Origin of the sequence: Aquimarina sp. TRL1 (genome assembly GCF_013365535.1) — a bacterium.
Classification (GTDB): domain Bacteria; phylum Bacteroidota; class Bacteroidia; order Flavobacteriales; family Flavobacteriaceae; genus Aquimarina; species Aquimarina hainanensis.
Genome location: NZ_CP053590.1, coordinates 4,215,398 through 4,239,606 on the forward strand (window position 1 = coordinate 4,215,398; position 24,209 = coordinate 4,239,606).

Here is a 24,209-nt window from a genome sequence, read left to right on the forward strand (position 1 = left end):
TATGAGGTAGTGTTTTATTTTTAATAAAGAGTATTTAGCAAGTATTCCAAAATATCACAATTTATTTTAATTAAAAACTAAAAATGCAGTGATATAGATTAATGAGGTATTTTGGTATAAAACGAGGGTAAGAAAGCATTAGCGATATATTTTCTTAATACCTCTTTCGCTACTATTCCTCTAATTACATCAGTTTAACTCTTTTCCGATAGCGTTATTATTTTGGGGAGTGCTGATATTTCTAACAAGGTTTTTTTGTGCCTGTTGTTTTATCTTTTTAATGGATAATATATAGCAATAAGACTAAGTCCTGCCCAGAGTAGTATTATTGACCAGTATACAATAGGGGTATCCTTTTTGGAAACAGTTTCGAATAAATGTGTTTTCCCGGATCGGATATCAAAAACAATCCACAAGACAAAAAACAAACTCCATACCCAATACCATTCTAAAAGAATGCTGGCTAGAATAAGGAAGATTCCGCTAATAGCTTTCCAGGGAAAAAGGGTTGTTTTTGATTTGGCAACAGGAGATGATTTTGAAGTTATAGCAACGATCTGAAAAAATGCCCCAAAAGAATCACTAAGTGCTGTAAAATGAAACCCTTCATATAGTAAGTGACCTCCGTTATCTAGTACTTTTTTTTTGGTTTTTTCAATGTTTTCTACAGCAAAAAAAACGCCCCAATATTCATACTTTCCCTTTTGAGAAGTAGGGGCTTCTTGTATAGCTGCAATTTCTTCATTCTTCGAATTTGTGATGACAGCTCTACCTTCTTTTGAAGGAAGAATCCTCCAGTTAAAAATTTTCTCATAAAAAGGAATTACTTTCGAGAGGTCTGATATGAATAGCTCATTCCATACCAGTGTATTGGGGTGGGAGGTAGTTCTTGAGTTTAACTGATCTCCTTCATAGATAGTAAATCCTGCTCCCAGCGGATCCCGTATCAAAGCTATTTTTCCTATTTCGTTAGTTAGGTCTACTAATTCTATGATTCCTCCTGATTCTTTAGCTATTTGTACAGTTTCTTCTAGATTGGTTACTTCTATGTAAGACATCCAGAAAGAGGGCATATTCATTTCCCTGAATTTTTTGGGAGTTTCATATAGTCCGCTTGTTTCCTGGTTGTTATAGGTAGCGATGAAATAATCGCCTCCGGAATCTTGATATTCCCAATCAAAAATATGAGAATAGAATTGTATGGAAGTGGTTATTTCATAGGTAGATAGGTCTGCAAAAACAAAGTTGTTTTCTCTCATAGTACGACATCATTAGAAAGGGAAATTCTCTAAATTATTACTATAAATGTAAACAATTAATAGTTATTTGTTTTCGATGCTAAAGTCTACAGCTTCCAACCCTTAAGAAAAGCATTACTATTTTGCAGTAAACACTTTTGCAATAGTAGTTAACTGTGCATCAGTTAAGGAAGATGTCTTTTTTAGAATTTGCGTAAAATGGCGTACTTCTTCTTTAGACGCCGGGCAGCCTAAATTTTGACCAGTAGGATCAAAAGAATCTTCCAGCAATTTTCCATTCTGATCAATGATTACCCAGAAAGGAAGTCCTGCACGTTCTCCTTTATATTTTTTAAGAATTTCTAATGCTCCCGGGGTTTCCAGCTGCTTATTTTTTTTAGATTCATTAACGATTAAGGTTACCGAAGTATATTGAGGGTCAAGCAGGGGGGCACAAATATCACTTTTCATTTGCAAATCCATTTTTTTGCACCAGCTACACCAGGAAGCACTGAATTTAACAAAAACATTTTTGTTTTCTTTTTTGGCAATTGCAATTGCATTGTTGAGAATATCAGATGCTTGTTCTTGTGCGTGAATCTGAAAAGTAGTAATCGTTAGCAGGAAGAAAAGGAAAGCTTTTATTTTCATTAGATATGGTTTAACTGTTATATATTATTATGGTTTGTATGTTTGGTATTACAAATATGACTATTATTTTATAATAATAATACTTGCTACATTATTTTTTGAGTTGTCTTTCTATACAGTAATGTTGAGAGGTGTTTTTTGATAATTAAGACTCTTGAAGAAGCTTTAAAATAATCAGGAATAAAAATAGTAAGGATGATGAGTCCTTACTATTTGATTTAAACGTGTTCGTTTTTTGATTGATAATACTTACTTATTGATAACAATGGTTCCCATAAAACCATTATCTCCTATTTTATACCCGAGATATAAATTCTTTGATATGACTCTCATTGTTTTTCCGGGAGCAGGAATGACATTGTATTTCTGTAAAATGGTATTGATCGTTTTGTTTTCTTCATTTGTCATTTGTACTCCATTTTTATATGTATTATATCCATTAATTTCCAAGGTATTTTCTTTAACCGCAGAATCGATAAATCCTTTTTCTGTTAATTCCTTAGTTAGTTTCTCCAGAGAAATCCCTTCATTGATAATAATAATGTTGTTATTGTTTTTGTAAAAAGAAAAGTATTTTTTTTGACTCGATAGATGTTTTTTGATGATTGATACAAATTTATTTTTTTGAACAGGAGATAATTGCTGCCCGTTGATATAAACCCCACTAGTATCATAAATAAGGTTAATATCATTTGTGTCTGATTTATGATGTGTAGTGAGGTAGGTAAGTAGCTCTTGTTGCAGAGCGGGCCATTTCCAGTTAGTATCATTCGTAGAAGCTCTTTTATACAGAGTTTTTGGAGTATTGAGAAGTGTTTTTGCACTTGTACTGATTCCTCCTTTATGATGAGCTTCTTTTTCTAATCGTATTGATTCTTTCTCTAACCGTTTGGCTTCTTCTTCCAGTCGTGCAGCATCTTTTTCGATTTTTTTCTGAATATTCTCTGCATTTATTTTTAGTTGCTCTATATTTCGTTGTAATTGCTCTTCTACATCTTTTCTGATGCGTTCTAGTTCTTCTTTGCGGATTATTTCTTGCTCACGAATGTTTTTTTCTGCATTTCTGATGGCTTCTTCGGCATTTTGCTGTATTTGTTCCTGATGCCTTCTGGCTTGTTCTTCTGCATGTCTTGCAATTTCTTCAGCATGTGCTCTTACATCCGCAGCTACGTGTTCTGCATGTTCCTGAGCTTCTATTGCCATTTGTTCTGCTTTTTCTGCTATTTTTTCACGATCTATCATAGCTTGTTTTGCTTGTAAGCGAGCCAAATGTGCTACTCGTTCTGCCTCTTGTCTGGCTTGAAGTTCAGCATGTTTTGCTGCTCGTTCTGCTTGCATTCTGGCATGTTCTGCTGTTCTTTCATGGTCTATCATAGCTCGCTTTGCTTGTAATTGAGCCAGGTGTGCCCTTCGTTCTGCCTCTTGTCTGGCTTGAAGTTCAGCATGTTTTGCTGCTCGTTCTGCTTGTGCTCTGGCACGTTCTGCCGTTTTTTCGGCCTGTACCATAGCTCGTTTCGCTTGTAGTTGAGCCAGGTGTGCCATTCGTTCCGCTTCTTGCTTCATCTGATCTGCTCTGCGTCTTGCTCTGTCTGCTTCTCTCTGGATTCTATCAGCATCTTTGGAATCGTTAGCAATAATAGATTTAGCTACATCTCCTAAATTGATAATCTTTTTGATTAGACTCGAGGCTGCTTCTTCTTTATTAAGGTGAATTCTCAGTTTTTTGTCAGAGAGATGAACTGTATATATTTCATCTCCACTGGCAGGAACGACCCATTTATAGATACTGTTATCGATAGTAAGGTTATTGTTACCCAGTTCATTAATCAGTAAGTTTTTAATCTCCTCATATTTTTCTTGTTGAAAACGAGCTTTCATAGAATACGTATCGTTAGAATTACTGATCGAGATAGAGATGTTTTCTTGATCAGAAGAGGTATTAATCGAATAGTTATAGTTCCCATTACTAACAATAGTTATATTGGGTGTTACCGCTACGGCTGTCTTTGATGTCTTTGGCGGTTTGGGGGCTTTTGGTGCCTGCTGAGCAAATAAACTTATGGTGCACTGCAATAAAAAACTAACAGTGATAAAAATAAATGTTTTCATGTTCTTATTTTTTTGATGGATATCTTTCTAAAACATCCTATTCTTTATACACCTATCTTAAAAGTTAACCCTATTCCCCGGGTACTTTCTATAGAGATGCTGGTATCTTGTTTAAAATATTTCCTAATTCTACTTATAAATACGTCCATGCTTCTTCCGGAAAAGAAGTCGTCACTTCCCCATATTTCTGTTAATAAGTCTTCCCTTTTTATAAGCTTGTTTTTGTTTTTATAAAAGAATTGGATTAATTGTGCTTCTTTTTCGGTAATGCGTTGCACAGTATCTCCGATAATTAATTGATAATTAACCGTATCTAATGTGTATGCTCCGATTGATTGATTCGTGGTACTAATTTGTTTACTTACATTTTTTTGTGCACGTTTTAAAATGTTTTGTAATCGCAATACCAGAATATCTGCTTCAAAAGGTTTGACGATATAATCATCTGCACCTAATTTGAGTCCTTTTATTTTATCTTCTTTCATCTTTTTTGCTGTTAGAAAAACAAAAGGGACTTCAGGGTATTTATGCACCACTTTTTCAGCCAATGTAAACCCATCCATATGTGGCATCATTACATCGAAGACACAGATATCAAAAGCGCAATGCTCCATGGTTGTATTGCTTTCGAAATAGTCCAGGGCTTCTTTACCATTTTTAGCCCAGGTTACTTCATAATTATGGATTTCTAGGTATTGTTTTAGAATACTCCCAAAATCATAATCATCTTCGGCTAGTAATATTTTTGTTTTACTCATTGGTCTGTTATTTAATGGTATATTGTTATTAATGAATCGGGATTTTTATAGTAAAAGCAGTTCCCTTATTTGGTTCACTTTCTATAGTAATCGATCCTTTGTGTGCTTTTATAATCTGATGTGTGTAATACATACCAAGACCTAATCCTTTTACATTATGTACATTTCCATCACTGACCCGATAAAATTTATCAAAAATGTATTGTTGATTTTTCTCGGAAATTCCTATTCCGTTATCTGCGATAGCAATGATGTATTGATTCCGCTCGATATGAGTTTTTATGCTAATAATGGTATGGTCAGTACTATATTTTACAGCATTGTCCAGGATATTGAGAAGGGCAGTTGTAAAATGAAAGATATCAATTCTTAGAATGACTTCTGTTTCGCAGACATGGTTTATAATACTTAATTGATCCTGTTGTTTAGAGAGTTTGAAATCTTCAATCAGATTATCAAAATAAAGTGTGTCTGCTATTTGTTCTTTATACAGGACAATATCTTCTGAGCTTAGACTATTGGTTAAAACCTGATCAATTAGTTTTTGCAACCGGTCATTTTGTCGATCAATGATTTTTAAGGTATTTTCAAATGCTTCGGGAGATGCTTTTATTGCTTCTTTTTGCAAGCTTTTTGATGCGATACCTAAGGTCGCCAGCGGGGTCTTGAGCTCATGTGTGATATTATTGATAAAATCGGTTTTGATCGCGGTAATTTTCTTTTGATTTACCAGATTTTTTATAGAATAATATAAGAGGCTGATAACAAAAAGAAAAATCAACAGAGAAGAGAGTAGTAGTCCCATCATTCTTCCGTATACTATATTTTTCCAATCTCTGATAAGAATTACATCTTGTGAGATAACTTCCAGATCATATGTTTTTGTTTTAATTGTTCCTCCTCGCTGATCTATAAATTGATTTTGTGTAAACCATCTGTTGGTATTGATTACTTCTTCATTCGTTTCATTAAAATTTCTACCAAACAGTTTGATTTTATTCTGGGAAGTAGATAAGATAATGGTATCGATCTTACTCCCTTCAAAAATAAGAAGACTACTGATGATTTTCTTGTATTTAATGTCGTATCCCAGGTTGATCTTGTCTAACTCATTCTCATAATGAGTTGTGTATTCGGGATTGATAGCATTTGCTTCTTCTATTATTTTTTTTGCTGCCTCTTCCTTAGAGAATCGATTGTTTTTATAGTCAGATAGGTGAGTCATCATATTTTCTCCCCAGACCTCTCCATATAATGAGTCGAGGATATGTCCGTCATCAATCTCAGAAATGGCTTCTTTGGTCTCTTTGAGAAAATTATCTTTTTTTAACTGATATGCATTTTGAATCAGGTATGCTTGTATGCCTGATAGTGCTAATAATGCTAATACAGATGCAATAATTAATATGATAATTTTATTTTTCACAAAGCTTTTCTTTATATAGTTATAGTGATAATCAGATATTTCTTTTTGCTTGTAGAATTTTTCCGACAGTTCAAAAGTACACATAATGTCTAGTGCTGCCATATGTTTTTGAACCGTTAACCGATCATTAACCTTCCTTCTTTCTGCAAGTATGATTATTACTGGCTTTGGCTTTTCGAGTTAACAAAGATGCTTTAAAAACGAAATGATATTAACCTTTCCATTAACCTTCGTTTAACCTGCTTATCCAGAAAACCGAATGACATTTGTCCGGAAATAAAATGGAATATTATGGGATTAATACCAGTTAATAATGTGCAGTATAAAAATAAATGGGTTTTTCTTTTTTGTGTTTTTAGTCTTTGGCTAAAAGGGTATACTCAAAAAGAAATACAGATTCATTTTACAGAAGCTCCAGTAAAAGTAGATGGAGTATTGGATAAAGATGAATGGGAGCCCTATATGATTGATGGTTATTTTATACAGAATCGACCTGATAATGGTGAGAAATCTAAACGAAGAACAAAGATAGGAGTGCAATATGATAATACGTATATCTATGTAGCAGCAAAATTATTTGTAGAAAGCAAAGAAGAAATCAATGCTCAACTAACGGCAAGAGATAATACAGGGAATACTGATTTTTTTGGGATTCAGATGGACCCTTTTGGGAGAGCAAGAGAAGGCTATGATTTTACGGTAACTGCAGCAGGTGTACAATCTGATGAAAAATTAAGTGAATTTTCTAGTTATAGAAACTTTAATGTTATCTGGAAAAGTAACGTTATGCAATATGATACGTATTGGACAGTAGAAATGAGAATACCGTTTAATAGTATTCGCTTTTCTAAAGATGACATGAGTAATTTTAGAATTAATTTTCAACGGTTCTCTTCTAAACTGAATGAAAGTTCTTACTGGAATCATATCGACGCGAATATAGATGGTTTTTTAAACCAGTTTGGAAAGCTTACAGGAATTAAAAAAGTACACCCACCACTTAATTTATCACTTTTTCCATTTGTATCTTCACTGACAGAACGCAGAGGAAGTAGTGGTACTAAAACGAGCTTTACCGGAGGATTGGATATGAAATATGTGCATAATAATGCATATACATTAGATGTATCTATGATTCCTGATTTTAGCCAGGCTCAATCAGATGACCAGGTATTTAACTTATCTCCTTTTGAGGTGAGATTTAACGAGAACAGGCAATTTTTTATCGAAGGGACTGAAATATTTGATAAAGGAGGGTATATCTATACTCGTAGAATAGGAGGAACGCCTATTGATAAAAACAATCTGGATACGAAAGAAAATGAAGAAATTATTTCTAATCCGCTAACAGCTAATATTTTGAACTTAGTAAAGGTAACAGGAAAATCTTCCGGGGGATTATCAGTAGGAGTACTCAATGGCGTAACTGCGGAAAGTGAAGCTGAAATTCGTGATACGATTACTAATACGATACGAAAAGAAACTACTAATCCGTTGACTAATTATACATCAGTCGTTTTAGATCAGGCATTGCGCAATAATGGTTCTGTAACATTGGTTAATAACTCAGTTTTGCGAAATGGAGTAACTTATGATGCGAATTTGTCTGCTTTGTTATACCGATGGTATAATAAGAACAGAACGTATTCTATGTATTTTAAAAAAGCAGTTTCTCAACAATATTTTTCGGATGAGAAAAATGTATTTGGTCATCAATATTTTGGAAGGTTTTCTAAAGTTAGCGGGAAATGGACAGGAAATATCTCTCTAAATATGTATGACGATGATTTTGATATCAATGATTTTGGTTTTTTAGCCAGAAACAATCAATTGCAGTTCCAGGGAAATCTTCAGTATACTAATCCGTCACCCAAAAAAACATTTGCTAATTATCAGGTGGGAGCTACTCATAGGCAGCGATATTATTACAGTCTTATGGAAAATGAATTAGCTACATATAGGCTCTATGGAAATGCGCGATTCAAGAAAAATAATCATGTGATATACACATCTTCTACCTATGGAAAAAAGCGGAAGGATTTTTATGAACCTAGAAAAGAGGGATATTATTTTGTACGTCCCGCATTTGCTGAAAGCTTTTTTGAATATCAAACCAATCGCAATAAGAACATATCATTTGCAGGTTATATCGTCGGGGTAAAATTTTTAAACAATGCGATTTATAAAAATGCGATTCACAGTGGATATGGTATCAGAGCTCGTTTAGGACAACATTTTTCGGCTTACCTAGCTCAAAATTATTCATATAATCCCGGAAATGCAGGGTATATTGATACAGAGGAGGATACTGTTATTTTTGGAGAACGAAGTACCAAAGAATTAACAAATAGACTTCATCTTAATTATGCAGTAAATGCAAAGGTTAATATCAATGCACGGTTAAGACATTATTGGTTTCAGGCAGATTATCGAAATCAATACTCCCTTACTAAAAGAGGAGAATTACAAAAAAATGATTTGGATATCAATGTAGATTCATACGATAAGAATTTTAATGCTTTTACGATAGATGTACTGGCGAGATGGCAGTTTGCTCCGGCAAGTGAAATTAGTTTAGGGTATAAAATGGGAACTAATAGGACTGATAAAGCTGTAGGGAGTTCGTATACTGAGAATTTTGATTCGGTACTTTCTACGGATAGTAATCATTCGTTTACGATGAAACTCACATATTTTTTAGATACTTCTCTATTCAAGAAACGAGGAAGAAAGTAAATTGCCTTTGGAAAAACCCTATGGTATTATATCCTCACCCTCCTGGCAATGCTAATAAGGACATTTTCGTACTCTTTTAGGAATGTCAAAATGAATCATAGCTAAAACCGGAAACTTTAATTTCCGGTTTTAACACTATTACCTACTTATGGCAAGAGTTAGGTATAGAGTTTTTGTCTATTGGAATTTTTTCCTTTTAAACCAGATACCGTCCAAACTAAAATTAAGCGTTACGGTATGATAATTTTCTTGTATTAATCCATTTGTTAATTGACCGTTTTGTCCATAAGAATAAGAGATGTTAAACATAGAGTTACTAATTCCTTTCATAGGAAGTCCGATTCCTAATGTGAATTCAGCTCCGTGAACACGTTCTCCATCTACTTCTAGGTTTCCGTTATCCATATTAAAACCTGCTCTGTACTGTATTCTTTCCCAGTATTTAAAACCTCTCTTTTTCGGCGTATATTCCATTCCAATTCCAATAAAATCCTGATCTACATAAGTTCCTATTTGATCAGTTTGGTTTGTAGCGTCCCAGAAGTTCTTTCTATAATCTATATTTAGTAATAGGTTTTCTTTTAATTTGGTATGAACCCCAAATCCAATTTCTAAAGGGAGTTCGAAAGTGTCCAAATCTGATTCATTTACGATAGGTTCATAGCCTGGTTGTGTTACATAACTGGTTTGGTCTCCACGCAAAGTAACAGGGAAATTGATAACTCCTCCCAATGTGATAAATTTAGAGATATCATATTGAAATCCTCCCCCAAATTTGAAACCGTTATAATAATTATCTTCGTGAATACTCAGGGTTGTGTTTCCTATAAAACTTCGTTCATCTTCTGTGATTTTTCCGAATAGATACGAAGCGCTTACTCCTAAACGTAATTTTTCTGTAAGCCGATATGCATAGTTTATTCTCAGGTCATTAAGCCCCCCACTACCTTTGATGTTGCTAATAAAGGTATCATTAGATCCCTCTATTTCAGTTTCAATTCCCATCAATAAATAACCGACATTGGTATATGGAATTAGGGTAATTCCCATTCCAGATTTATTATTGATCGGGAAAGCAATGGCTATATTCGAAAAATTAGCATTAAATCTAGGTTCTTCATTTCCAGCTTCTGCCAGGGTTTCTTTTTGTCCTTTAACTCCAATATCATAAAAAAAGTTGTTGGATGGGATGGTGGCATATGAAGCAGGGTTGAGGTTGTTTATCGCATTGTCAGAGGGCATTGCAATTCCTGTTTTACCCATTGAGTTTGTCTTCCCGGTATTGGATTCATTTGGAACTCCCAAACCATATAAGGAATAAGGAGAACCAGATAAGTCATTTGTCTGAGCGTGTCCTTGTGTAATAATGATCAGAAAAACAACGGATACAATTATTTTATTCATCATCTTCGTCATAAATGGCATACGTTAATTCTAGGGTTACTTTTTTATCATTTGGGGCATTTTCTCCATTAAAAATATATCTGTCTACAGCATAATTATATTCTTTGGAGTACATGGCTAAATACAATTCTCTGTATGTCGAATTGTGTAATTTATTATCTAAAAAATCTTTGATAGGAATGACATAATTGACAACATTGAATTCACTGTCATCTTTTGTGATTGTTCCTTCAACAGGGACTCCTGTCGGGGTGAATAATTCTTTGACTATTTCTGAATTTTTATTGATTACATAAAACTGTAAGGAGTCTCTTGTGGTATGATACTCGGTACTACTTTTATGTTTGAGAGAGATATTTAAAGAGGCTTCTATAATAGTTCCTGTTCCTGGAATGTCATTAATTCTTTCGATAAAGGGAATGTCTATTTTGGTAGCAATTCCAACTCCAGCCTGGATAAAGCAATTATTATCAGTATCAGTACTGGGGATTGTTATTTTTTGTTCTTTGAGAGTTTCGAAATAAGTACCGCTCCTATCACTTTTTATTTGATTAAAGAATTTTGTTTCGTTGATGAGAAAATCCATTGTTAATTCTTTGACCTGTGTATCTTCTTTTAAGGTATAGTAAACCCTGAGTACGCCACTTTTTTTGAATCCTAAAAAGGCAGTATTTTGTTCATTTGCTTTGATGGTGATTCCTCTATAGTCTGTGGTAAACTCTTCGTTATTATTGATTTTGTCATCTACTATTTTTTTAAAGAGCTCAATTCCAAAAAGGTTACTGACTGTAATGTGTAATGAGTCTTCTTTTCTCGGGGTTGGGGAGAATCTTTTTGTAGCTATAGGCGTACCACTGTAATCAAAGGCAGATGTGTTATAAAAAAAATCATCTTCGGGTTTAATTTCTTCTAGTACTTCATATACTTCTATTTGCTGAGTAGGAATTGTATCGTTATAGTAGTAGTTATCATAGGGTAAAATCAAAGCAATAGAATCATAGATAGCTTCATTGTCCAGAGAGAAAGAAGAGCCTATTAACTCCATATAACTTTGACTTTCTGTGTGTCCGAATACAGGGTCATTGTAGTTTCCTACCAGAATTCTTTTAGAATTCGGCATCATTAAAGAATCAAATTTAAAGGTTGATGTTGCGACGCTAATCGTATCAATATAATAAACCTTGGTCTTTCCATCAATCCAATCATCCCCAATTTCTAATGAGAGATCTTCTTCATTTTTACTACACGAGAATAGTAATAGTAAACTAGTGATTATACATATATATTTCATTATTTCAATAATTTTCAGCGAACCTACTACAGCTTTCATGGAATATAAAATAACATATACCGGTATCGTTTTTTTTAGGATAAACAAGGGAATTTTATAGATGAAAAACCGAAGAGATTTTCGTCTATAAAAAACAGAGGTTAGTCTATATAAAGAACGTGTATATCTATTGTTTTTTTTCTATAGGGATCGATAAAATAGATTTGCTACCACAATTGATAACTGGTTGATTCTTCATGTTATAATAAGAGATTGTAAAAAAAGAATTCTCGGAGAATCCATAAAAAGAATCTAGTAATAAGTTGTGCATGATTTTCCTTTCTAGAGGGATAAAGAACAATCAACTTCAAAACTAGTTCAAGGAGAAGTATACGCTAAGAGAAATAATTCCCTTAGAAGCGTATTACTGAGTATAAAAAGTAAACCAGTGAAGTAAAACAGGATTTATAAATTTTAATTAAATACATAGAATGATAAATATAAAGAGACGAATTGTTGGTATAATCGCTATTGCAGCGATTTCAATAAGCTGTAATAACGACGATGATTTTGAAAGAGGGAACTGGGTTGAGAGTTCTGTTTTTGATGGAATACCAAGAAGTAGTGCTGCTAGTTTTGTAATTGGAAATAAAGGTTATGTAGGTACCGGATATGATGGAGATGATTATTTACAGGATTTCTGGGAATATGATATGGAAGGAGATTTCTGGGTGCAGAAGGCAGATTTTCCAGGAATACGAAGAAGTGCTGCTACAGGATTAGCAATTGGTTCGATGGGATATATTGGATTAGGATATGATGGAGATTTTGAATTAAGTGATTTCTGGGAATATAATCCGACTGCCAATGTCTGGACGCAAAAAACAGATTTTAAAGGAGGACCAAGAAGAGCTGCTGTTGGTTTCGGGTCTAGTAGTAAAGGTTATGTAGGTACCGGATATGATGGAGATAATGACCAGAAAGATTTTTGGGTTTTTGAACCAACAACAAATGAATGGACCAAGTTAGAAGGATTTGGAGGAGATAAACGTAGAGATGCTACTACATTCCAAATAGGGAATAAAGTATATCTGGGAACAGGTCAAAGTAATGGGCTGAATAAAACTGACTTTTGGGAGTTTGATTTATCAAGTGAAAAATGGACTCGAAAAAAAGATTTGGATGAAGATGATGATTACTCTATAGCCAGATCTAACGCCACAAGTTTTGAGTTAAATGGATTGGGATATATCGCTACAGGCTACAATGCAGGGGCCGTTGGTTCTATATGGGAATACAACCCCTCATCTGATGTATGGGAAGAAATCACCAAATTAGAAGCTTTACCGAGACAAGACGCAATTTCTTTTAGTAATGGTAGTAGCGCATTTGTACTGCTAGGAAGAAATGGAGGAATTTATCTGGACGATAATTACCAGTTATTCCCTCAGGAAGAATATAACGAAGACGATTAATTTTTATATCCTGTTTTTTTATAGTTAATTGTTTTACCCCCTCAAATATGCTGATTATAAGTGACAAAGATGTTTGGGGGGTAACTATATAATCAACCCTGTTGCAAATGAATTTAATAAAAAGCATAAAAATAATAAACCTGCTAGTATTAGGAATGTTAGTAGGGACCATAGTGTATACAGTAGATGCTGTTGTAGAAGATACCATAGAAAAAAAAGAACCTCTTATAACAAGCGTACATAAAACCATGGCGGGTTACGGATATACAATCAAGTTACATAATCGAGTTATTATTAAACAAGATTATATTCCCGCAATACAGGAAAACAAGTCTTTTTGTACCGCTGCACATGCCAGATTGGTCGGAGATTTTGTAAAAGAGAAATTACTAAATGGAATTTCTCCCTCAGTGAGTATCTCAGAGTTAAAAAAGATTACAGTTAATTGTTTACATTTACCCTAAATTATAACCCGCTAGCGTGATTCCAACCATCAAAAAAAATAAGCAGTTATTCTTTCATATTATTATCTGGATAGCTGTTGTATTTACCATTGCTAATCAATTATTTCTGGAAAAAGGAGAGTTCCCGGTAAAGTTCTTGCTTAGGATATGGATAAACATTGTTTTGTTTTATGTAAATTACCTTTTTCTGGTTCCCAGATTGCTGCTTAAAAAGAAAACATTACAATATACGTTATGCGCCGTTTTAATTATTATTACTCCTGTTTTTTTGAACAAAGTGATTTTGACCCCTATTCATCAGTTTGATAGAATAGCAGGCGAAGATGAACTTTTTTTATTCAAAAAATTAGAAATAGGAATATCTATTTTGTTTAATGTTATTTCATTAATCATTGGTACTTCTTTGCGTATTTATGAGGAATGGAAGAAAAATGAAAAGAAGAATCAGGAAATAGAGTCAAAGCGAGTTACTTCTGAGTTATTGTATTTAAAAAGCCAGTTAAATCCACATTTTTTGTTTAATTCATTGAATAGTATTTATTCACTGACAACCAAAAAGTCTGATATAGCCCCGGAAGCGGTTATAACCCTTTCCGAGTTAATGCGTTATATGTTATATCAGACAGATAGTGAATTTGTATTGTTGCATCAGGAACTGGACTATATTCAGAATTATATCAAATTACAACGATTGCGAATTGCGAATAATGAAGATGTCAACATACAAATACACGGCAGTATCCTCAATCAAAAAATAAAACCGCTATTATTGATTTCATTTATTGAAAATGCATTTAAGTACGGGACGGACTTTAAAGGAAATACAGAAGTAAAAATAGAAATATATGTTCATCAGGGAGAATTGCAGTTTTCTTGTATTAACCTTATTGGTAATAGAAAGAAGGACTATCAGAATTCGGGAATAGGTCTTCAGAATACCAAAGAACGAATGCAATTGCTCTATCCGGATAAACACTGGCTGATGGTAAAAGAAGAAAATAACAGATTTATAGTAGAATTAACTCTTAAACTAACATAAATGAAGTGTGTAATTATTGATGATGAGCCTTTGGCGATAGATGTGATAGAATCCTATTTAGAACAAATAGGAGGAGTACAGATTGTTGCTAAATGCACGAACCCGTTAGAAGCAATCACCATTCTAAATAAACAACAGGTAGATCTTGTTTTTTTGGATATAGAAATGCCAAATCTTACAGGAATTGACTTGGTAAAAACAATAGAAAATATCCCAGCGTTTATATTCACTACTGCCTATCCGCAATATGCATTGGATGGATTTAATCTTAATGCGGTTGATTACTTAGTAAAACCCATCCCTTTTCAACGGTTTTTAAAGGCAATATCCAGAGCTAAAGAAAAATACGAATTACACCAAAAAGCAATTTCGGATACAACCATTGTTCAATCGGTGCAAGCAGAAGAGGGGTATACAAACTTTATTTTTGTCAAGTCAGAGTATGAAAATATCAAAATTAATGTAGATGATATTCAGTATATACAGGGGTTAAAAGATTACATAAAAATTTATATTAAAGGAACTGACAAGCCTATTTTAACTTTATTGAGTTTTAAAGAGATTCTCCATAAATTACCGGATCATAAGTTTATAAGAATCCACCGTTCTTATATTGTTAATATTGATAAAATAAAAGCACTTCAGAAAACCAAAGTGCTCGTTGATACGATTCGTATTCCTATTGGAGAAACGTATAAAAATAATGTGTTAAAACAATTAGGAATTGAGTAATTATACCATACGGGTAAATAATCTTTTTTCCTCATCTCTCAATAAGACATATGTAGATACACTAAAGAATATCAGATAGATATGATTGCTCCAGCCTCCGGCTACAACAACCATATATGGCTGAGGTAACAGCTGAACTAAATTAAAAATAGGGAATAATACGATAGGCGTACATAATACCATCCACCTGGGATAATTTGTTTTTTTGATAAGAATCATAACAGCAAATAATATACTGGCAATTAATGTAGGAATAACAGCAGCAGCATAAAATAACATAATTTTATCCTGTACTATTTTTAATAGATTACTGTCTTCACTATAAGATACCAATCCTAAATAAGTGAATTGCGAATGAAAAGCGCCTCCGAATGACATAGCCAGACAATACAATCCGAAAATTATCCGGGCGATTGTTTTATTATGCGGTTTAATCGCCATATATATCTGATAAAAACCGATAAAATATAGAACAGCCGCAAGAGGTCCTAACATGCCTCCGATGGTTAACCTGTCATGGTCTATATTACCTAATACTTCTATGAGTTCTGTTTCTAGCATAAAGTCTTCTGTTGTGTAGTATAAAAACATATCGCCGGAAAACATTAATAAAGTTCCTAAAATGCCTAGGATACCTGTAATTTTGAGTCGTTTTTTCATGGGGGGTAACATGAAGGTTTTTTAATTAATACTAATTGATTCGATTGTGTGAAGTGCAAATATATTATTTAGAATAAATCTAAATAATGTAAATATGTTAAATTTTATTCAATAATCAAGCTTCGCACTTTCTAAGATAATTTACGAAGGACTTGAAGTATGTTTATTAGTCAGAATTTTAATTTTTTCAGAGACACTCCCTCGTTCTCCCAGTCTGATAAGGAAGAAAAGAAGATTGATAATCAATCCAGGATTGATTATTAGATTAGCAATTTTTGCTACTTTTTGATCTCTTTTTTGAATCATTTTTTGTAGATCATTCCCCGATAGTCCGGCGATACTTTTTGCATATTTCCAGGCGCCATCCCTGGCTTTTTCCATACTAAAATCAATAAGAAATGAATCTGCTTTTTTTGTCCATTTGATAATTGATTTCAAAGGACGCCATATAGAAGTGAGGTCTTTTTCTACCTGATCTACCATAGAAGCCAAAATTTCATTTATTTTATTAAAGTCATGATGCAAATCTTCTATATCATGTCCTTTCGATACTTCTGCTGCAGCAATTCCCAGATCCAGATTGATATGTGCATTCATTCCTATTAACAGATGTTGTAACACTATAGGGCGCCAATTGTATGAAAAACCAAAAGCTTTTAGCCAGGATAGTGTTACAGGTTTTCCAACCTGATAAAAGGTATAAGCATCAATATATCTTTTAGCAAAAATAACATCCAGTTTTTCCATTCTGGGACCATTTTGAAACTCATTATTTTTGATTCCTTCCTGTACTCTGAGAGTAACTTGTAAATATAAAGCAGCAAAATAACCTAAGGGACTTTCGTCTTTTTCTGATGAGGTAATAATTTGATTCAATGCATTGATAACATCATCAATGGTATTGATGTTTTGATTAGGCATGTTGGGTATATTAGCTTTAGCCTAAAAGTAAGAAAAATTTTATTGACCATTTTTTTGCATGCATTATTAGTTAATAATTACTTCGTATCTCTTTGTTTCTTAATAAGATTGCTGCCGATAGTAATCCTATAGAAAGGAATGTTATTATTGTTAGATGCATATAATTTTGATTTATACCACCGTAATAATCGAAATAAGAAATTGCATTCATGTTTATATACGTTATCAGGAGGAAAGTAACCTCAAATAGTTTTTTGCCCCGACTTAGAATCCCCATGCATGTACTATAAGAAATAATGAATAGCCCTCCGATGACGATACTGAAGCAGGAAAGAACATCCAATAAAATCAATTTTCTAACAATAAAAGGAAATACAAATAGTATTGATAAGCCCCATCCGCAAATCAGTTGAGCCAGAAAAACCCTTTTAATAGGAGAAAATGCAATAAATGAGAAATAGTGGACGCGATGTAACTTTTCTTTGATTACTAATTCTCCCCAGGTTTTGAGATGTAAACACCAAAGAATAGGAATCACAAACTGTAAGGAAATGGTATCGTTCGTAAAAAAGAGCGCTATACATCCAATTATAGATAGTATCCAGATCCACTTAGAAGTGCTTCTGATTAGAAGTTTAATTTCTGTTTTTAATAACGGTAGGATAGATGTGGAATACGGCATATCAGATGATAAAAAAGAAATGTCAAAAGGGGTAATTTCGGCTTTTTTAGACACTGTTGTTGGGGTAGCTATAGAAAGTTTCTTTTTTTTCCGGAAACGATGAAAAACAAATGAGGAAATATAAACGGCTATAATACCCAATAATATCCATAGCACCCTGCTGATTAAATAGTATTTAGGAAAATGAATCCCACTAAAAGTAAAGCTTTCCAGTGTGGTATTATCACTTTTGACGATATATCCAATTGCCAGAGAAGTGATATCAGTTTGAGTAATTGATTGTACTTGTTCCTTTATTTGATGAATAATAAGTTTTGTTCCGGTAAGATCACCCGAAAAACCATTTTCAGTTTCTGGGGTATTCGTTATCATAGTTATAAATAATACGAGAAAGAATACATTTAGAAGCGATGTTTTCGAACCGAATAAAGTTTCTAGAATAACCGCTATACAGGATATGACAAATATGGAAGGAAAGGTAACTACAGTATAGGGAATAATGAATTGCGATAGTTCCAATGAAAGTCCTGGTTCGTGATATATACCAAAAAGAAACATACTCGTCAGGATAGAAACTCCTGTAATAGTCAGTAAAATCAAAAAATTGCTACAGACTTTTCCTATCAAATAATAAAAATTAGAAATAGGAGTGGCAGCGATTAATGTTCCTACTTTAGAGTCATTATCTTTTTTTATACTGCTATTGATTAAATAAAAGCCAAAAAGAGAAATAAATATACTACTCATTACAGCAGTAATATATCCTATCCATGCAGAATTATAAATCCCAATATAATTATTGGCGTGTATCGTTATATAAGGAGCATCAGGAGCAGGGATAAATGTATAAGACACCAATAAACTGATTGCTATTGTAATTAAAAAAGAATAGGATCTGATTTGTCGTAGGTAATACGTTTTTATAAAGGTGAAAAAGTGTATCATGATTCAGTGGTATTGGTAAGGTATAGATAAGCGTCTTCTAGGGTAGGTGTTACAGGAGTAGCTGGTATCTCAGGTGATGTACAGGCATATCGCACTGTTAGCACATCTTTTTTTCTGGTGTATGAGATTAAAATGTGATCTTTTTTGAAACTTGCTAAAGAAGTCAGGGGGATAGAAGACTCAAAAATGTATCCTTTTGCTACTTTGATGATTTCTTCGGGATGTTGGTGAACCAGTAAATGCCCCTGTTTCATAATAGCAACACTATCGGCGATGGTATCTATATCAGAAACAATATGAGAGGATAATATGATAATAGATTGCTGGGATAAATCAGTTAATAAATTTCTAAAACGAACCCGTTCTTCCGGATCCAGACCAACTGTGGGTTCGTCTAGTAATATAAGTTTAGGATTGTTTAGTAAGGCTTGTGCAATTCCTATTCTTTGCTTCATCCCTCCGGAATAGGTGCTAATTGGTCGTTTTGCAGAAGCTAGCAGGTTTACCCCTTCCAGTAAGTAGTGAATTCTCTCGAGTACTTTTTTCCCCTCAAGTCCTTTTAAAGCAGCAATGTATTGAAGAAATTCGTAGGCATTGAGAGATTCATATACTCCAAAATCCTGAGGCAGATACCCCAATTGCTTTCTCAGGTAATTAGGATCTTTGACAATGTTGTTTTTGTTTAATAAAATATGCCCTTCAGTAGGTGTATGTAGCGTTGCTATCATTTTTAGTAAGGTAGATTTACCAGCTCCATTTGGTCCTAATAAACCCAGGATCCCTTTTCCTGCTGATAATGTATACGCTTGTATTCCCCATTTATTTTTGGAATATCGCTTAGAGACTTGATTAATTTCTAACTGCATAATTGTAATTTTGATTGATGAATGACCTTGATAAGATCGTTTTAATAGATACAAAATTGAAATAAGAGTAAGACAACTAGAAATTTATATGATAACTGATCATAAAATCATGATCACTAGAGCAGTAACTTAAGAACAACCACTCATCAGGATTATAAGGCGTTTTACATTTAAAAGAAGAGTATTGGTCATTAAATTATATAAGAAATCCATGGTTTCAGTTATTTTTGAATAAAACAATAACAGAGTATGTCAAAAATAGATGCGCTCATTGATAATAAAATTATTCAGAACATTGTGGTTTGGATTTTTTTATTTCTGGCAATGTACATTATGATTCAGGCAGATGATAAGGTAAGCATGACATTGGGTGTCATAGCCTTTTTATGCCCACCTATTTATATCAATAACCTTTTGATTTTACCTTTGTTTTTTAAGGGAAGAAAGGTTTTAGCAAGTATGTTGGTTATTGTCAATTTATTAGTTTTTGCCGCCGTTGGAACATATTTGACAGTGTATTTATCAGATACTTTCGAATGGCGTATGTTTTATAACTTGATAGGCATTTTGCTTCTTACATTTTCTTTTAGTAGTAGTATCAAAATAGCAAGAGATAGTTTTGAGCGAAGACATCAAAATAAACAAGCAGAACTAGAATTGCTGAAAGGACAATTGAATCCTCATTTTTTATTTAATACATTAAATAATCTTTATGGCTTATCAGTTATAAAATCTGACGCACTACCATCCTTGATGCTTAAATTATCAGATTTATTGAGATATAGTTTGTATGAAACATCAGAGAAATTAGTCCCATTAGCAAAAGAGATTCACTATCTAGAGAATTATATTGCATTGGAGAAGATTCGATTAGAAGATAAGGTAAAAGTAGACTTTCATATCTCCGGAGCAGCAGATACCGTAAAAATAGCTCCAATGCTTTTAATCGTTTTTGTAGAAAATGCGTTTAAGTATTTGGGAAAAAACAATAAAGAAGAAGAAAATGTTCTGATACATTTAGAAATTTCAGAAACAAGTCTTATTTTTCGATGTGAGAATAGCATAGGAACCTTAAAAAATGAACCGGAAGATCTGATTACTAAAAATAAAGGGATTGGGGTACAAAATGCCAAAAAAAGACTAGCCTTGTTATATCCGAACAGGCATAGATTGACCAATAAGGAAACAGCTAACCAATACAGTGTGTGTCTAACGATTGAAGTGTAGTGTATGAATACTATTTCTTGTATAATAGCAGATGATGAGCCTATAGCGAGACAAATTCTGGAGAGCTATATAAAGCAAGTTCCCGGGCTAGAACTGGTAGGTGTTTGTAAAGATGCTTTTGAGGTGATAGACATTTTGTCAAAAAAAGAAGTCTCTCTTCTCTTTTTGGATATTAATATGCCAAAACTATCGGGTATAAGCTTGTTAAAAACAATGTTGAACCGCCCCGAAGTAATTATTACTACAGCTTATCCGGAATATGCGTTAGAAGGATTCGAACTGTCTGTTACGGATTATTTATTAAAACCATTTTCTTTAGAGCGATTTATTCAGGCAATTGTAAAAGTACAACAGAAACAACAAGTAGCTCTCCCTAGGGAAGAAAAACAATTTGTAGAGAAGAAAGAAGCTGCTATTTTTATCAAAAGTGATAAAAAAATCATACGATTGTTGATAGATGATATTGTGTATATAGAAGCATATGGTAATTATATAAAGATTTTTTCTGATCGTATGATTCTTTCACCACAAACATTATCTGATTTTCTTGCCAAATTACCCGAAGAGTATTTTATCCGAATTCATAAATCGTATATTATTAATATTCATAAACTACAACAAATAGAAGGAAATCAGCTGTTAATGAATGATGGGAGTGCTCTTCCGGTTAGTAAATCGTATAAAAAAATACTCCTTCAAAAGATCGAAGAAAACTCCTGAATATAAATATTTTTACAAATTACGGTTTCCCGTAAAGTTAGTAGATAAGGGATATGTATCTTGGCCACTGACAAATGATTTGAATTGATCACTTAGATCATTCCTTTAGATTGATTTGTTGTTTTTAGTGGAGAATATATTAGGATATGAGCTTTGTCTCATATCCTGATATTTTAGTATTATAAATTGATACTTGATACAGAGTTGATTGTCAATTTTTCCTTTTCTAAACAGTAAGAATGGCGTAGTTGTTGATGACCATATGAGCCTAATAAACCAGTTTATTCATATGAAACACACGCTAATTTTTATAGCAGTAGTACTCTTTTCTACAAATTTATTTTCTCAGGAAACAATAAGTGCTAATGGCTTTTTTTATAAAGTATCGGTATCGACCTCTTTGATAATAAACGAGAATGAAGCGATTCGGGTTTTATTTGGCGAAGAAAATGAATTCATCGATACAAGTGGATTTTTCTTAAATAATACGATGGGGTACCAAATAGATAAGCGCTCTTCTTTGGGAGTTAATTTAGGGGTAGATTGGCACACCAGACAGGGATTATTTTTTTTACCGATTTATTTGGATTATAAATACAATTTAATTTTAGGAGAAGAAGGAGCTTTCTTTGTTAGAGGCGGGTATGGAATATTATCGAATATAGCACATGATTTTGAGAAAGGTAATATGTATAAAGTAGGAGCTGGAATACAAGGAATAGTGAGCTCTAAGGGAAATGCTATTTTAATTGGGGTGGACTATACTCAAAAAAGATTTGGAATAGAGAAAAGAGATCGATTATCTACGGTATCGATTTCTTTAGAATTAATGCTTTTTTAAAAGTAAGATTTCCTTTCTTTTCATACATTCGTAACAGGGATACCCCCTTCAATGAATAAAGAATGAAAATAATAGATATTTCCACCTGGAAGCGAAAAGAACATTTTGAATTTTATAAGTCATTCGATGAACCATTTTTTGGGCTTGTTTCAGAAGTGGATTGCTCAAAAGCATACCGGTATTCTAAAAATACGAAAAGTTCCTTTTATGCACTATATCTGCATGCATCAATATCGGCTATAAATGAGATTGAAGAATTTAAGTGCAGAATTAATGAACAGGGAACTCCTGTATATTATGACACTATTCATGCAGGTTCAGTGATCGCAAGAAATAATGGAACATTTGCTTTTGGATTTATTCCTTATGATACAGACCTGAATAGATTTTCAAACTCCTTACAAAAGGAAATCAAAGCGGTGCACAACTCAGAAGGAATGCGATTAAATAAAGAAACCTCTCGGATAGATATGATTCATTACTCGGCAATTCCCTGGAGTACCTTTAGCGGATTAACACATGCACGGAACTTCTCAGTTAGAGATTCAATTCCCAAAATAACCTTTGGGAAAACCTATATCAAAGACACAAAAGTTATGATGCCAGTAGCCGTTAATTTACATCATGGATTGGGAGATGGATTACATATAGGAATGTTTTTAGAAAGCTTCCAAAACCACTTAAACCTTTATACATGATGTATGTTGTCTATTAAAAACGTTAATACAGGTTAATTTAGAGTTAAAGTGCTGTATGATAGTGTTTTTAACTGTACTGTTTTATACTTTCATTTCAAGTTAGTAAACCAGATAGGTATGTATAGAAGTGTAGCAGAATCTCAGACCTTATTAATCAATACGCAGTCTAGAAAATTAGAAGCAGAAAACAAAAGTGTAATAAAATTCGGATTTGGACAATCCCCTTTTTTTCCTCCCCAATTTGTGATGGATGCATTAAAGGAAGCAGTTCACCATAAAGAATATACATCAGTTCAGGGAGATTATGAATTGAGAAAATTGATTGCTGATTTTCATCGACAACACAATGGAATAATCACAGATCCAGATAATATCTTAATAGCTCCAGGTTCTAAATCATTATTATATTCAATACTGATGTCTTTTGAGAAAGCTGATGTTTTTATTGCTTCTCCCAGTTGGGTATCCTATGAGCCTCAGGCAAGATTGGCAGGGCATACGACTATAAGATTAAAAACATCGTTTGAAGATCGTTGGAGAATTACACCAGAAATGCTAGTGGAGGCTTCTAAAGAAAAAAAGAATGAAGTTTCTATTTTAATTCTTAATTATCCAGGAAACCCAGATGGATTATCATATACCGAAGAAGAATTGACATCATTAGCAGGTACAGCTAAAGCATTAGACATCTTAGTAATTGCTGATGAAATTTATGGTTTACTGAATCATTCCAATACACATAAATCATTTGTTCAGTATTATCCCGAGAAAACGATTACTACTACAGGTTTGTCTAAGTGGTGTGGGGCAGGAGGATGGAGATTAGGAGTTGCATTGTTATATGATTCAATAGCACCAGCATTCAAAAAAACACTTATAGGAATTGGTTCGGAAACATACTCTTGTGCCCCTGCGCCTGTTCAGATGGCTGCGAGAGCAGCATATGGTAATTTCCAATTATCTATGGAATATGTAAATGCACAAAATAAATATCTGAGTATGATTGGAAATTATTGTGCCACCGTTCTGAATGAAAATGATATTCAAACCCATACCCCTGAAGGAGGGTTTTATCTTTTTCCGGATTTTTCTAGGTTTAAAAAGAAATTGTCAGATCGTGGGATTTTTACCTCTTTTCAATTGTGCGAAAAACTGTTAGAAGAAACAGGAGTCGCCTTATTACCTGCAGCTGCTTTTGGCTTTGAAAAAGAGTATCTGGCAGCCAGATTAGCATATGTGGATTTTGATGACCCGTTAATAGAACACTCAACAGGGACGGTAGAAGAGCTTTTTCCTCGAGTAGTAAAGGGGATCGCTGCAATTGTACAATGGTTTTCGAAAATGTAG

Annotated in this window: 21 protein-coding genes; 10 read left to right on the forward strand and 11 right to left on the reverse strand. The window is 33.4% G+C overall.

Annotation, left to right across the window (positions count from 1 at the left end; genetic code table 11):
* Positions 1 to 269: 269 nt before the first annotated feature.
* The 5 genes from HN014_RS17310 to HN014_RS17330 all read right to left on the reverse strand — a co-directional run bounded on the left by HN014_RS17310 (position 270) and on the right by HN014_RS17330 (position 6,284).
* Positions 270 to 1,259, reverse strand: a complete 990-nt coding sequence (locus tag HN014_RS17310; protein WP_176030105.1) for a hypothetical protein — start codon at positions 1,257 to 1,259, stop codon at positions 270 to 272.
* Between the two features lie 117 nt (positions 1,260 to 1,376).
* Entirely contained in the window at positions 1,377 to 1,889 is a 513-nt protein-coding gene (locus HN014_RS17315) for a thioredoxin family protein (RefSeq protein WP_176030106.1), read from the reverse strand.
* 249 nt (positions 1,890 to 2,138) lie between these two features.
* A complete protein-coding gene (locus HN014_RS17320) occupies positions 2,139 to 3,998 on the reverse strand; it encodes a hypothetical protein (protein WP_176030107.1) in 1,860 nt (619 codons plus the stop codon).
* A gap of 44 nt (positions 3,999 to 4,042) precedes the next feature.
* Positions 4,043 to 4,756 (reverse strand): response regulator transcription factor, encoded by a 714-nt coding sequence (locus HN014_RS17325; RefSeq protein ID WP_176030108.1) that lies wholly within the window; start codon positions 4,754 to 4,756, stop codon positions 4,043 to 4,045.
* A 28-nt stretch (positions 4,757 to 4,784) separates the two neighbouring features.
* Positions 4,785 to 6,284 (reverse strand): sensor histidine kinase KdpD, encoded by a 1,500-nt coding sequence (locus tag HN014_RS17330; protein ID WP_254884031.1) that lies wholly within the window; start codon positions 6,282 to 6,284, stop codon positions 4,785 to 4,787.
* Positions 6,285 to 6,473: 189 nt separating this feature from the next.
* On the opposite strand from HN014_RS17330, the gene HN014_RS17335 reads away from it, so the two are divergent.
* The gene (locus HN014_RS17335; RefSeq protein WP_176030109.1) at positions 6,474 to 8,918 is read left to right on the forward strand and encodes a DUF5916 domain-containing protein; all 2,445 of its coding nucleotides are present in this window, start codon (positions 6,474 to 6,476) and stop codon (positions 8,916 to 8,918) included.
* 177 nt (positions 8,919 to 9,095) lie between these two features.
* Here HN014_RS17335 and HN014_RS17340 read toward each other — a convergent pair whose 3' ends face one another.
* Together HN014_RS17340 and HN014_RS17345 are read right to left on the reverse strand one after the other, a co-directional pair.
* Positions 9,096 to 10,325, reverse strand: a complete 1,230-nt coding sequence (locus HN014_RS17340) for a hypothetical protein (protein WP_254884032.1) — start codon at positions 10,323 to 10,325, stop codon at positions 9,096 to 9,098.
* The gene (locus tag HN014_RS17345; protein ID WP_176030110.1) at positions 10,315 to 11,613 is read right to left on the reverse strand and encodes a DUF4270 family protein; all 1,299 of its coding nucleotides are present in this window, start codon (positions 11,611 to 11,613) and stop codon (positions 10,315 to 10,317) included. Before HN014_RS17345 ends, HN014_RS17340 begins: the two co-directional genes overlap by 11 nt.
* A 470-nt stretch (positions 11,614 to 12,083) precedes the next feature.
* Between HN014_RS17345 and HN014_RS17350 the strand changes: the two genes are divergently transcribed.
* The 4 genes from HN014_RS17350 (at position 12,084) to HN014_RS17365 (ending at position 15,302) form a co-directional block, all read left to right on the forward strand.
* Positions 12,084 to 13,067 (forward strand): galactose oxidase, encoded by a 984-nt coding sequence (locus HN014_RS17350; RefSeq protein ID WP_176030111.1) that lies wholly within the window; start codon positions 12,084 to 12,086, stop codon positions 13,065 to 13,067.
* 107 nt (positions 13,068 to 13,174) lie between these two features.
* Positions 13,175 to 13,531 carry a DUF4907 domain-containing protein gene (locus HN014_RS17355; RefSeq protein ID WP_176030112.1) on the forward strand — a complete coding sequence of 119 codons (357 nt, stop codon included), beginning with the start codon at positions 13,175 to 13,177 and terminating at the stop codon, positions 13,529 to 13,531.
* A 16-nt stretch (positions 13,532 to 13,547) separates the two neighbouring features.
* A complete protein-coding gene (locus HN014_RS17360) occupies positions 13,548 to 14,570 on the forward strand; it encodes a sensor histidine kinase (RefSeq protein WP_176030113.1) in 1,023 nt (340 codons plus the stop codon).
* Positions 14,571 to 15,302 (forward strand): LytTR family DNA-binding domain-containing protein, encoded by a 732-nt coding sequence (locus HN014_RS17365; protein WP_176030114.1) that lies wholly within the window; start codon positions 14,571 to 14,573, stop codon positions 15,300 to 15,302.
* Here HN014_RS17365 and HN014_RS17370 read toward each other — a convergent pair whose 3' ends face one another.
* The 4 genes from HN014_RS17370 to HN014_RS17385 all read right to left on the reverse strand — a co-directional run bounded on the left by HN014_RS17370 (position 15,303) and on the right by HN014_RS17385 (position 19,376).
* Positions 15,303 to 15,962 carry a DUF6796 family protein gene (locus tag HN014_RS17370; protein WP_176030115.1) on the reverse strand — a complete coding sequence of 220 codons (660 nt, stop codon included), beginning with the start codon at positions 15,960 to 15,962 and terminating at the stop codon, positions 15,303 to 15,305.
* A gap of 141 nt (positions 15,963 to 16,103) precedes the next feature.
* Positions 16,104 to 16,883: a DUF5995 family protein gene (locus HN014_RS17375; RefSeq protein ID WP_176030116.1), complete on the reverse strand. Its 780-nt coding sequence runs from the start codon at positions 16,881 to 16,883 to the stop codon at positions 16,104 to 16,106.
* A gap of 70 nt (positions 16,884 to 16,953) precedes the next feature.
* On the reverse strand, positions 16,954 to 18,510 hold the full coding sequence (locus HN014_RS17380; protein ID WP_176030117.1) for a hypothetical protein: 1,557 nt from the start codon (positions 18,508 to 18,510) through the stop codon (positions 16,954 to 16,956).
* Positions 18,507 to 19,376 (reverse strand): ABC transporter ATP-binding protein, encoded by an 870-nt coding sequence (locus tag HN014_RS17385; RefSeq protein ID WP_176030118.1) that lies wholly within the window; start codon positions 19,374 to 19,376, stop codon positions 18,507 to 18,509. The genes HN014_RS17380 and HN014_RS17385 overlap by 4 nt, the downstream gene beginning before the upstream one ends.
* Before the next feature lie 249 nt (positions 19,377 to 19,625).
* Between HN014_RS17385 and HN014_RS17390 the strand changes: the two genes are divergently transcribed.
* The 5 genes from HN014_RS17390 to HN014_RS17410 all read left to right on the forward strand — a co-directional run bounded on the left by HN014_RS17390 (position 19,626) and on the right by HN014_RS17410 (position 24,209).
* Positions 19,626 to 20,603: a sensor histidine kinase gene (locus tag HN014_RS17390; RefSeq protein WP_176030119.1), complete on the forward strand. Its 978-nt coding sequence runs from the start codon at positions 19,626 to 19,628 to the stop codon at positions 20,601 to 20,603.
* A gap of 3 nt (positions 20,604 to 20,606) precedes the next feature.
* Positions 20,607 to 21,323, forward strand: coding sequence for a LytTR family DNA-binding domain-containing protein (locus HN014_RS17395; protein ID WP_176030120.1), 717 nt, complete (start codon positions 20,607 to 20,609; stop codon positions 21,321 to 21,323).
* Positions 21,324 to 21,612: 289 nt separating this feature from the next.
* Positions 21,613 to 22,164 (forward strand): hypothetical protein, encoded by a 552-nt coding sequence (locus HN014_RS17400; RefSeq protein WP_176030121.1) that lies wholly within the window; start codon positions 21,613 to 21,615, stop codon positions 22,162 to 22,164.
* A gap of 62 nt (positions 22,165 to 22,226) precedes the next feature.
* Positions 22,227 to 22,862 carry a chloramphenicol acetyltransferase gene (locus HN014_RS17405; protein ID WP_176030122.1) on the forward strand — a complete coding sequence of 212 codons (636 nt, stop codon included), beginning with the start codon at positions 22,227 to 22,229 and terminating at the stop codon, positions 22,860 to 22,862.
* A gap of 117 nt (positions 22,863 to 22,979) precedes the next feature.
* On the forward strand, positions 22,980 to 24,209 hold the full coding sequence (locus HN014_RS17410) for a pyridoxal phosphate-dependent aminotransferase (protein ID WP_176030123.1): 1,230 nt from the start codon (positions 22,980 to 22,982) through the stop codon (positions 24,207 to 24,209).

Bases quoted from the DNA above. Each gene is read 5' to 3' on its own strand.
- HN014_RS17340 (WP_254884032.1), bottom strand. From the start codon at position 10,325: ATGATGAATAAAATAATTGTATCCGTTGTTTTTCTGATCATTATTACA.
- HN014_RS17310 (WP_176030105.1), bottom strand. From the start codon at position 1,259: ATGAGAGAAAACAACTTTGTTTTTGCAGACCTATCTACCTATGAAATA.
- HN014_RS17390 (WP_176030119.1), top strand. From the start codon at position 19,626: ATGTCAAAAATAGATGCGCTCATTGATAATAAAATTATTCAGAACATT.
- HN014_RS17345 (WP_176030110.1), bottom strand. From the start codon at position 11,613: ATGAAATATATATGTATAATCACTAGTTTACTATTACTATTCTCGTGT.
- HN014_RS17325 (WP_176030108.1), bottom strand. From the start codon at position 4,756: ATGAGTAAAACAAAAATATTACTAGCCGAAGATGATTATGATTTTGGG.
- HN014_RS17405 (WP_176030122.1), top strand. From the start codon at position 22,227: ATGAAAATAATAGATATTTCCACCTGGAAGCGAAAAGAACATTTTGAA.
- HN014_RS17395 (WP_176030120.1), top strand. From the start codon at position 20,607: ATGAATACTATTTCTTGTATAATAGCAGATGATGAGCCTATAGCGAGA.
- HN014_RS17350 (WP_176030111.1), top strand. From the start codon at position 12,084: ATGATAAATATAAAGAGACGAATTGTTGGTATAATCGCTATTGCAGCG.
- HN014_RS17400 (WP_176030121.1), top strand. From the start codon at position 21,613: ATGAAACACACGCTAATTTTTATAGCAGTAGTACTCTTTTCTACAAAT.
- HN014_RS17330 (WP_254884031.1), bottom strand. From the start codon at position 6,284: ATGGCAGCACTAGACATTATGTGTACTTTTGAACTGTCGGAAAAATTC.
- HN014_RS17410 (WP_176030123.1), top strand. From the start codon at position 22,980: ATGTATAGAAGTGTAGCAGAATCTCAGACCTTATTAATCAATACGCAG.
- HN014_RS17315 (WP_176030106.1), bottom strand. From the start codon at position 1,889: ATGAAAATAAAAGCTTTCCTTTTCTTCCTGCTAACGATTACTACTTTT.
- HN014_RS17385 (WP_176030118.1), bottom strand. From the start codon at position 19,376: ATGCAGTTAGAAATTAATCAAGTCTCTAAGCGATATTCCAAAAATAAA.
- HN014_RS17370 (WP_176030115.1), bottom strand. From the start codon at position 15,962: ATGAAAAAACGACTCAAAATTACAGGTATCCTAGGCATTTTAGGAACT.
- HN014_RS17320 (WP_176030107.1), bottom strand. From the start codon at position 3,998: ATGAAAACATTTATTTTTATCACTGTTAGTTTTTTATTGCAGTGCACC.
- HN014_RS17335 (WP_176030109.1), top strand. From the start codon at position 6,474: ATGGGATTAATACCAGTTAATAATGTGCAGTATAAAAATAAATGGGTT.
- HN014_RS17380 (WP_176030117.1), bottom strand. From the start codon at position 18,510: ATGATACACTTTTTCACCTTTATAAAAACGTATTACCTACGACAAATC.
- HN014_RS17375 (WP_176030116.1), bottom strand. From the start codon at position 16,883: ATGCCTAATCAAAACATCAATACCATTGATGATGTTATCAATGCATTG.
- HN014_RS17355 (WP_176030112.1), top strand. From the start codon at position 13,175: ATGAATTTAATAAAAAGCATAAAAATAATAAACCTGCTAGTATTAGGA.
- HN014_RS17365 (WP_176030114.1), top strand. From the start codon at position 14,571: ATGAAGTGTGTAATTATTGATGATGAGCCTTTGGCGATAGATGTGATA.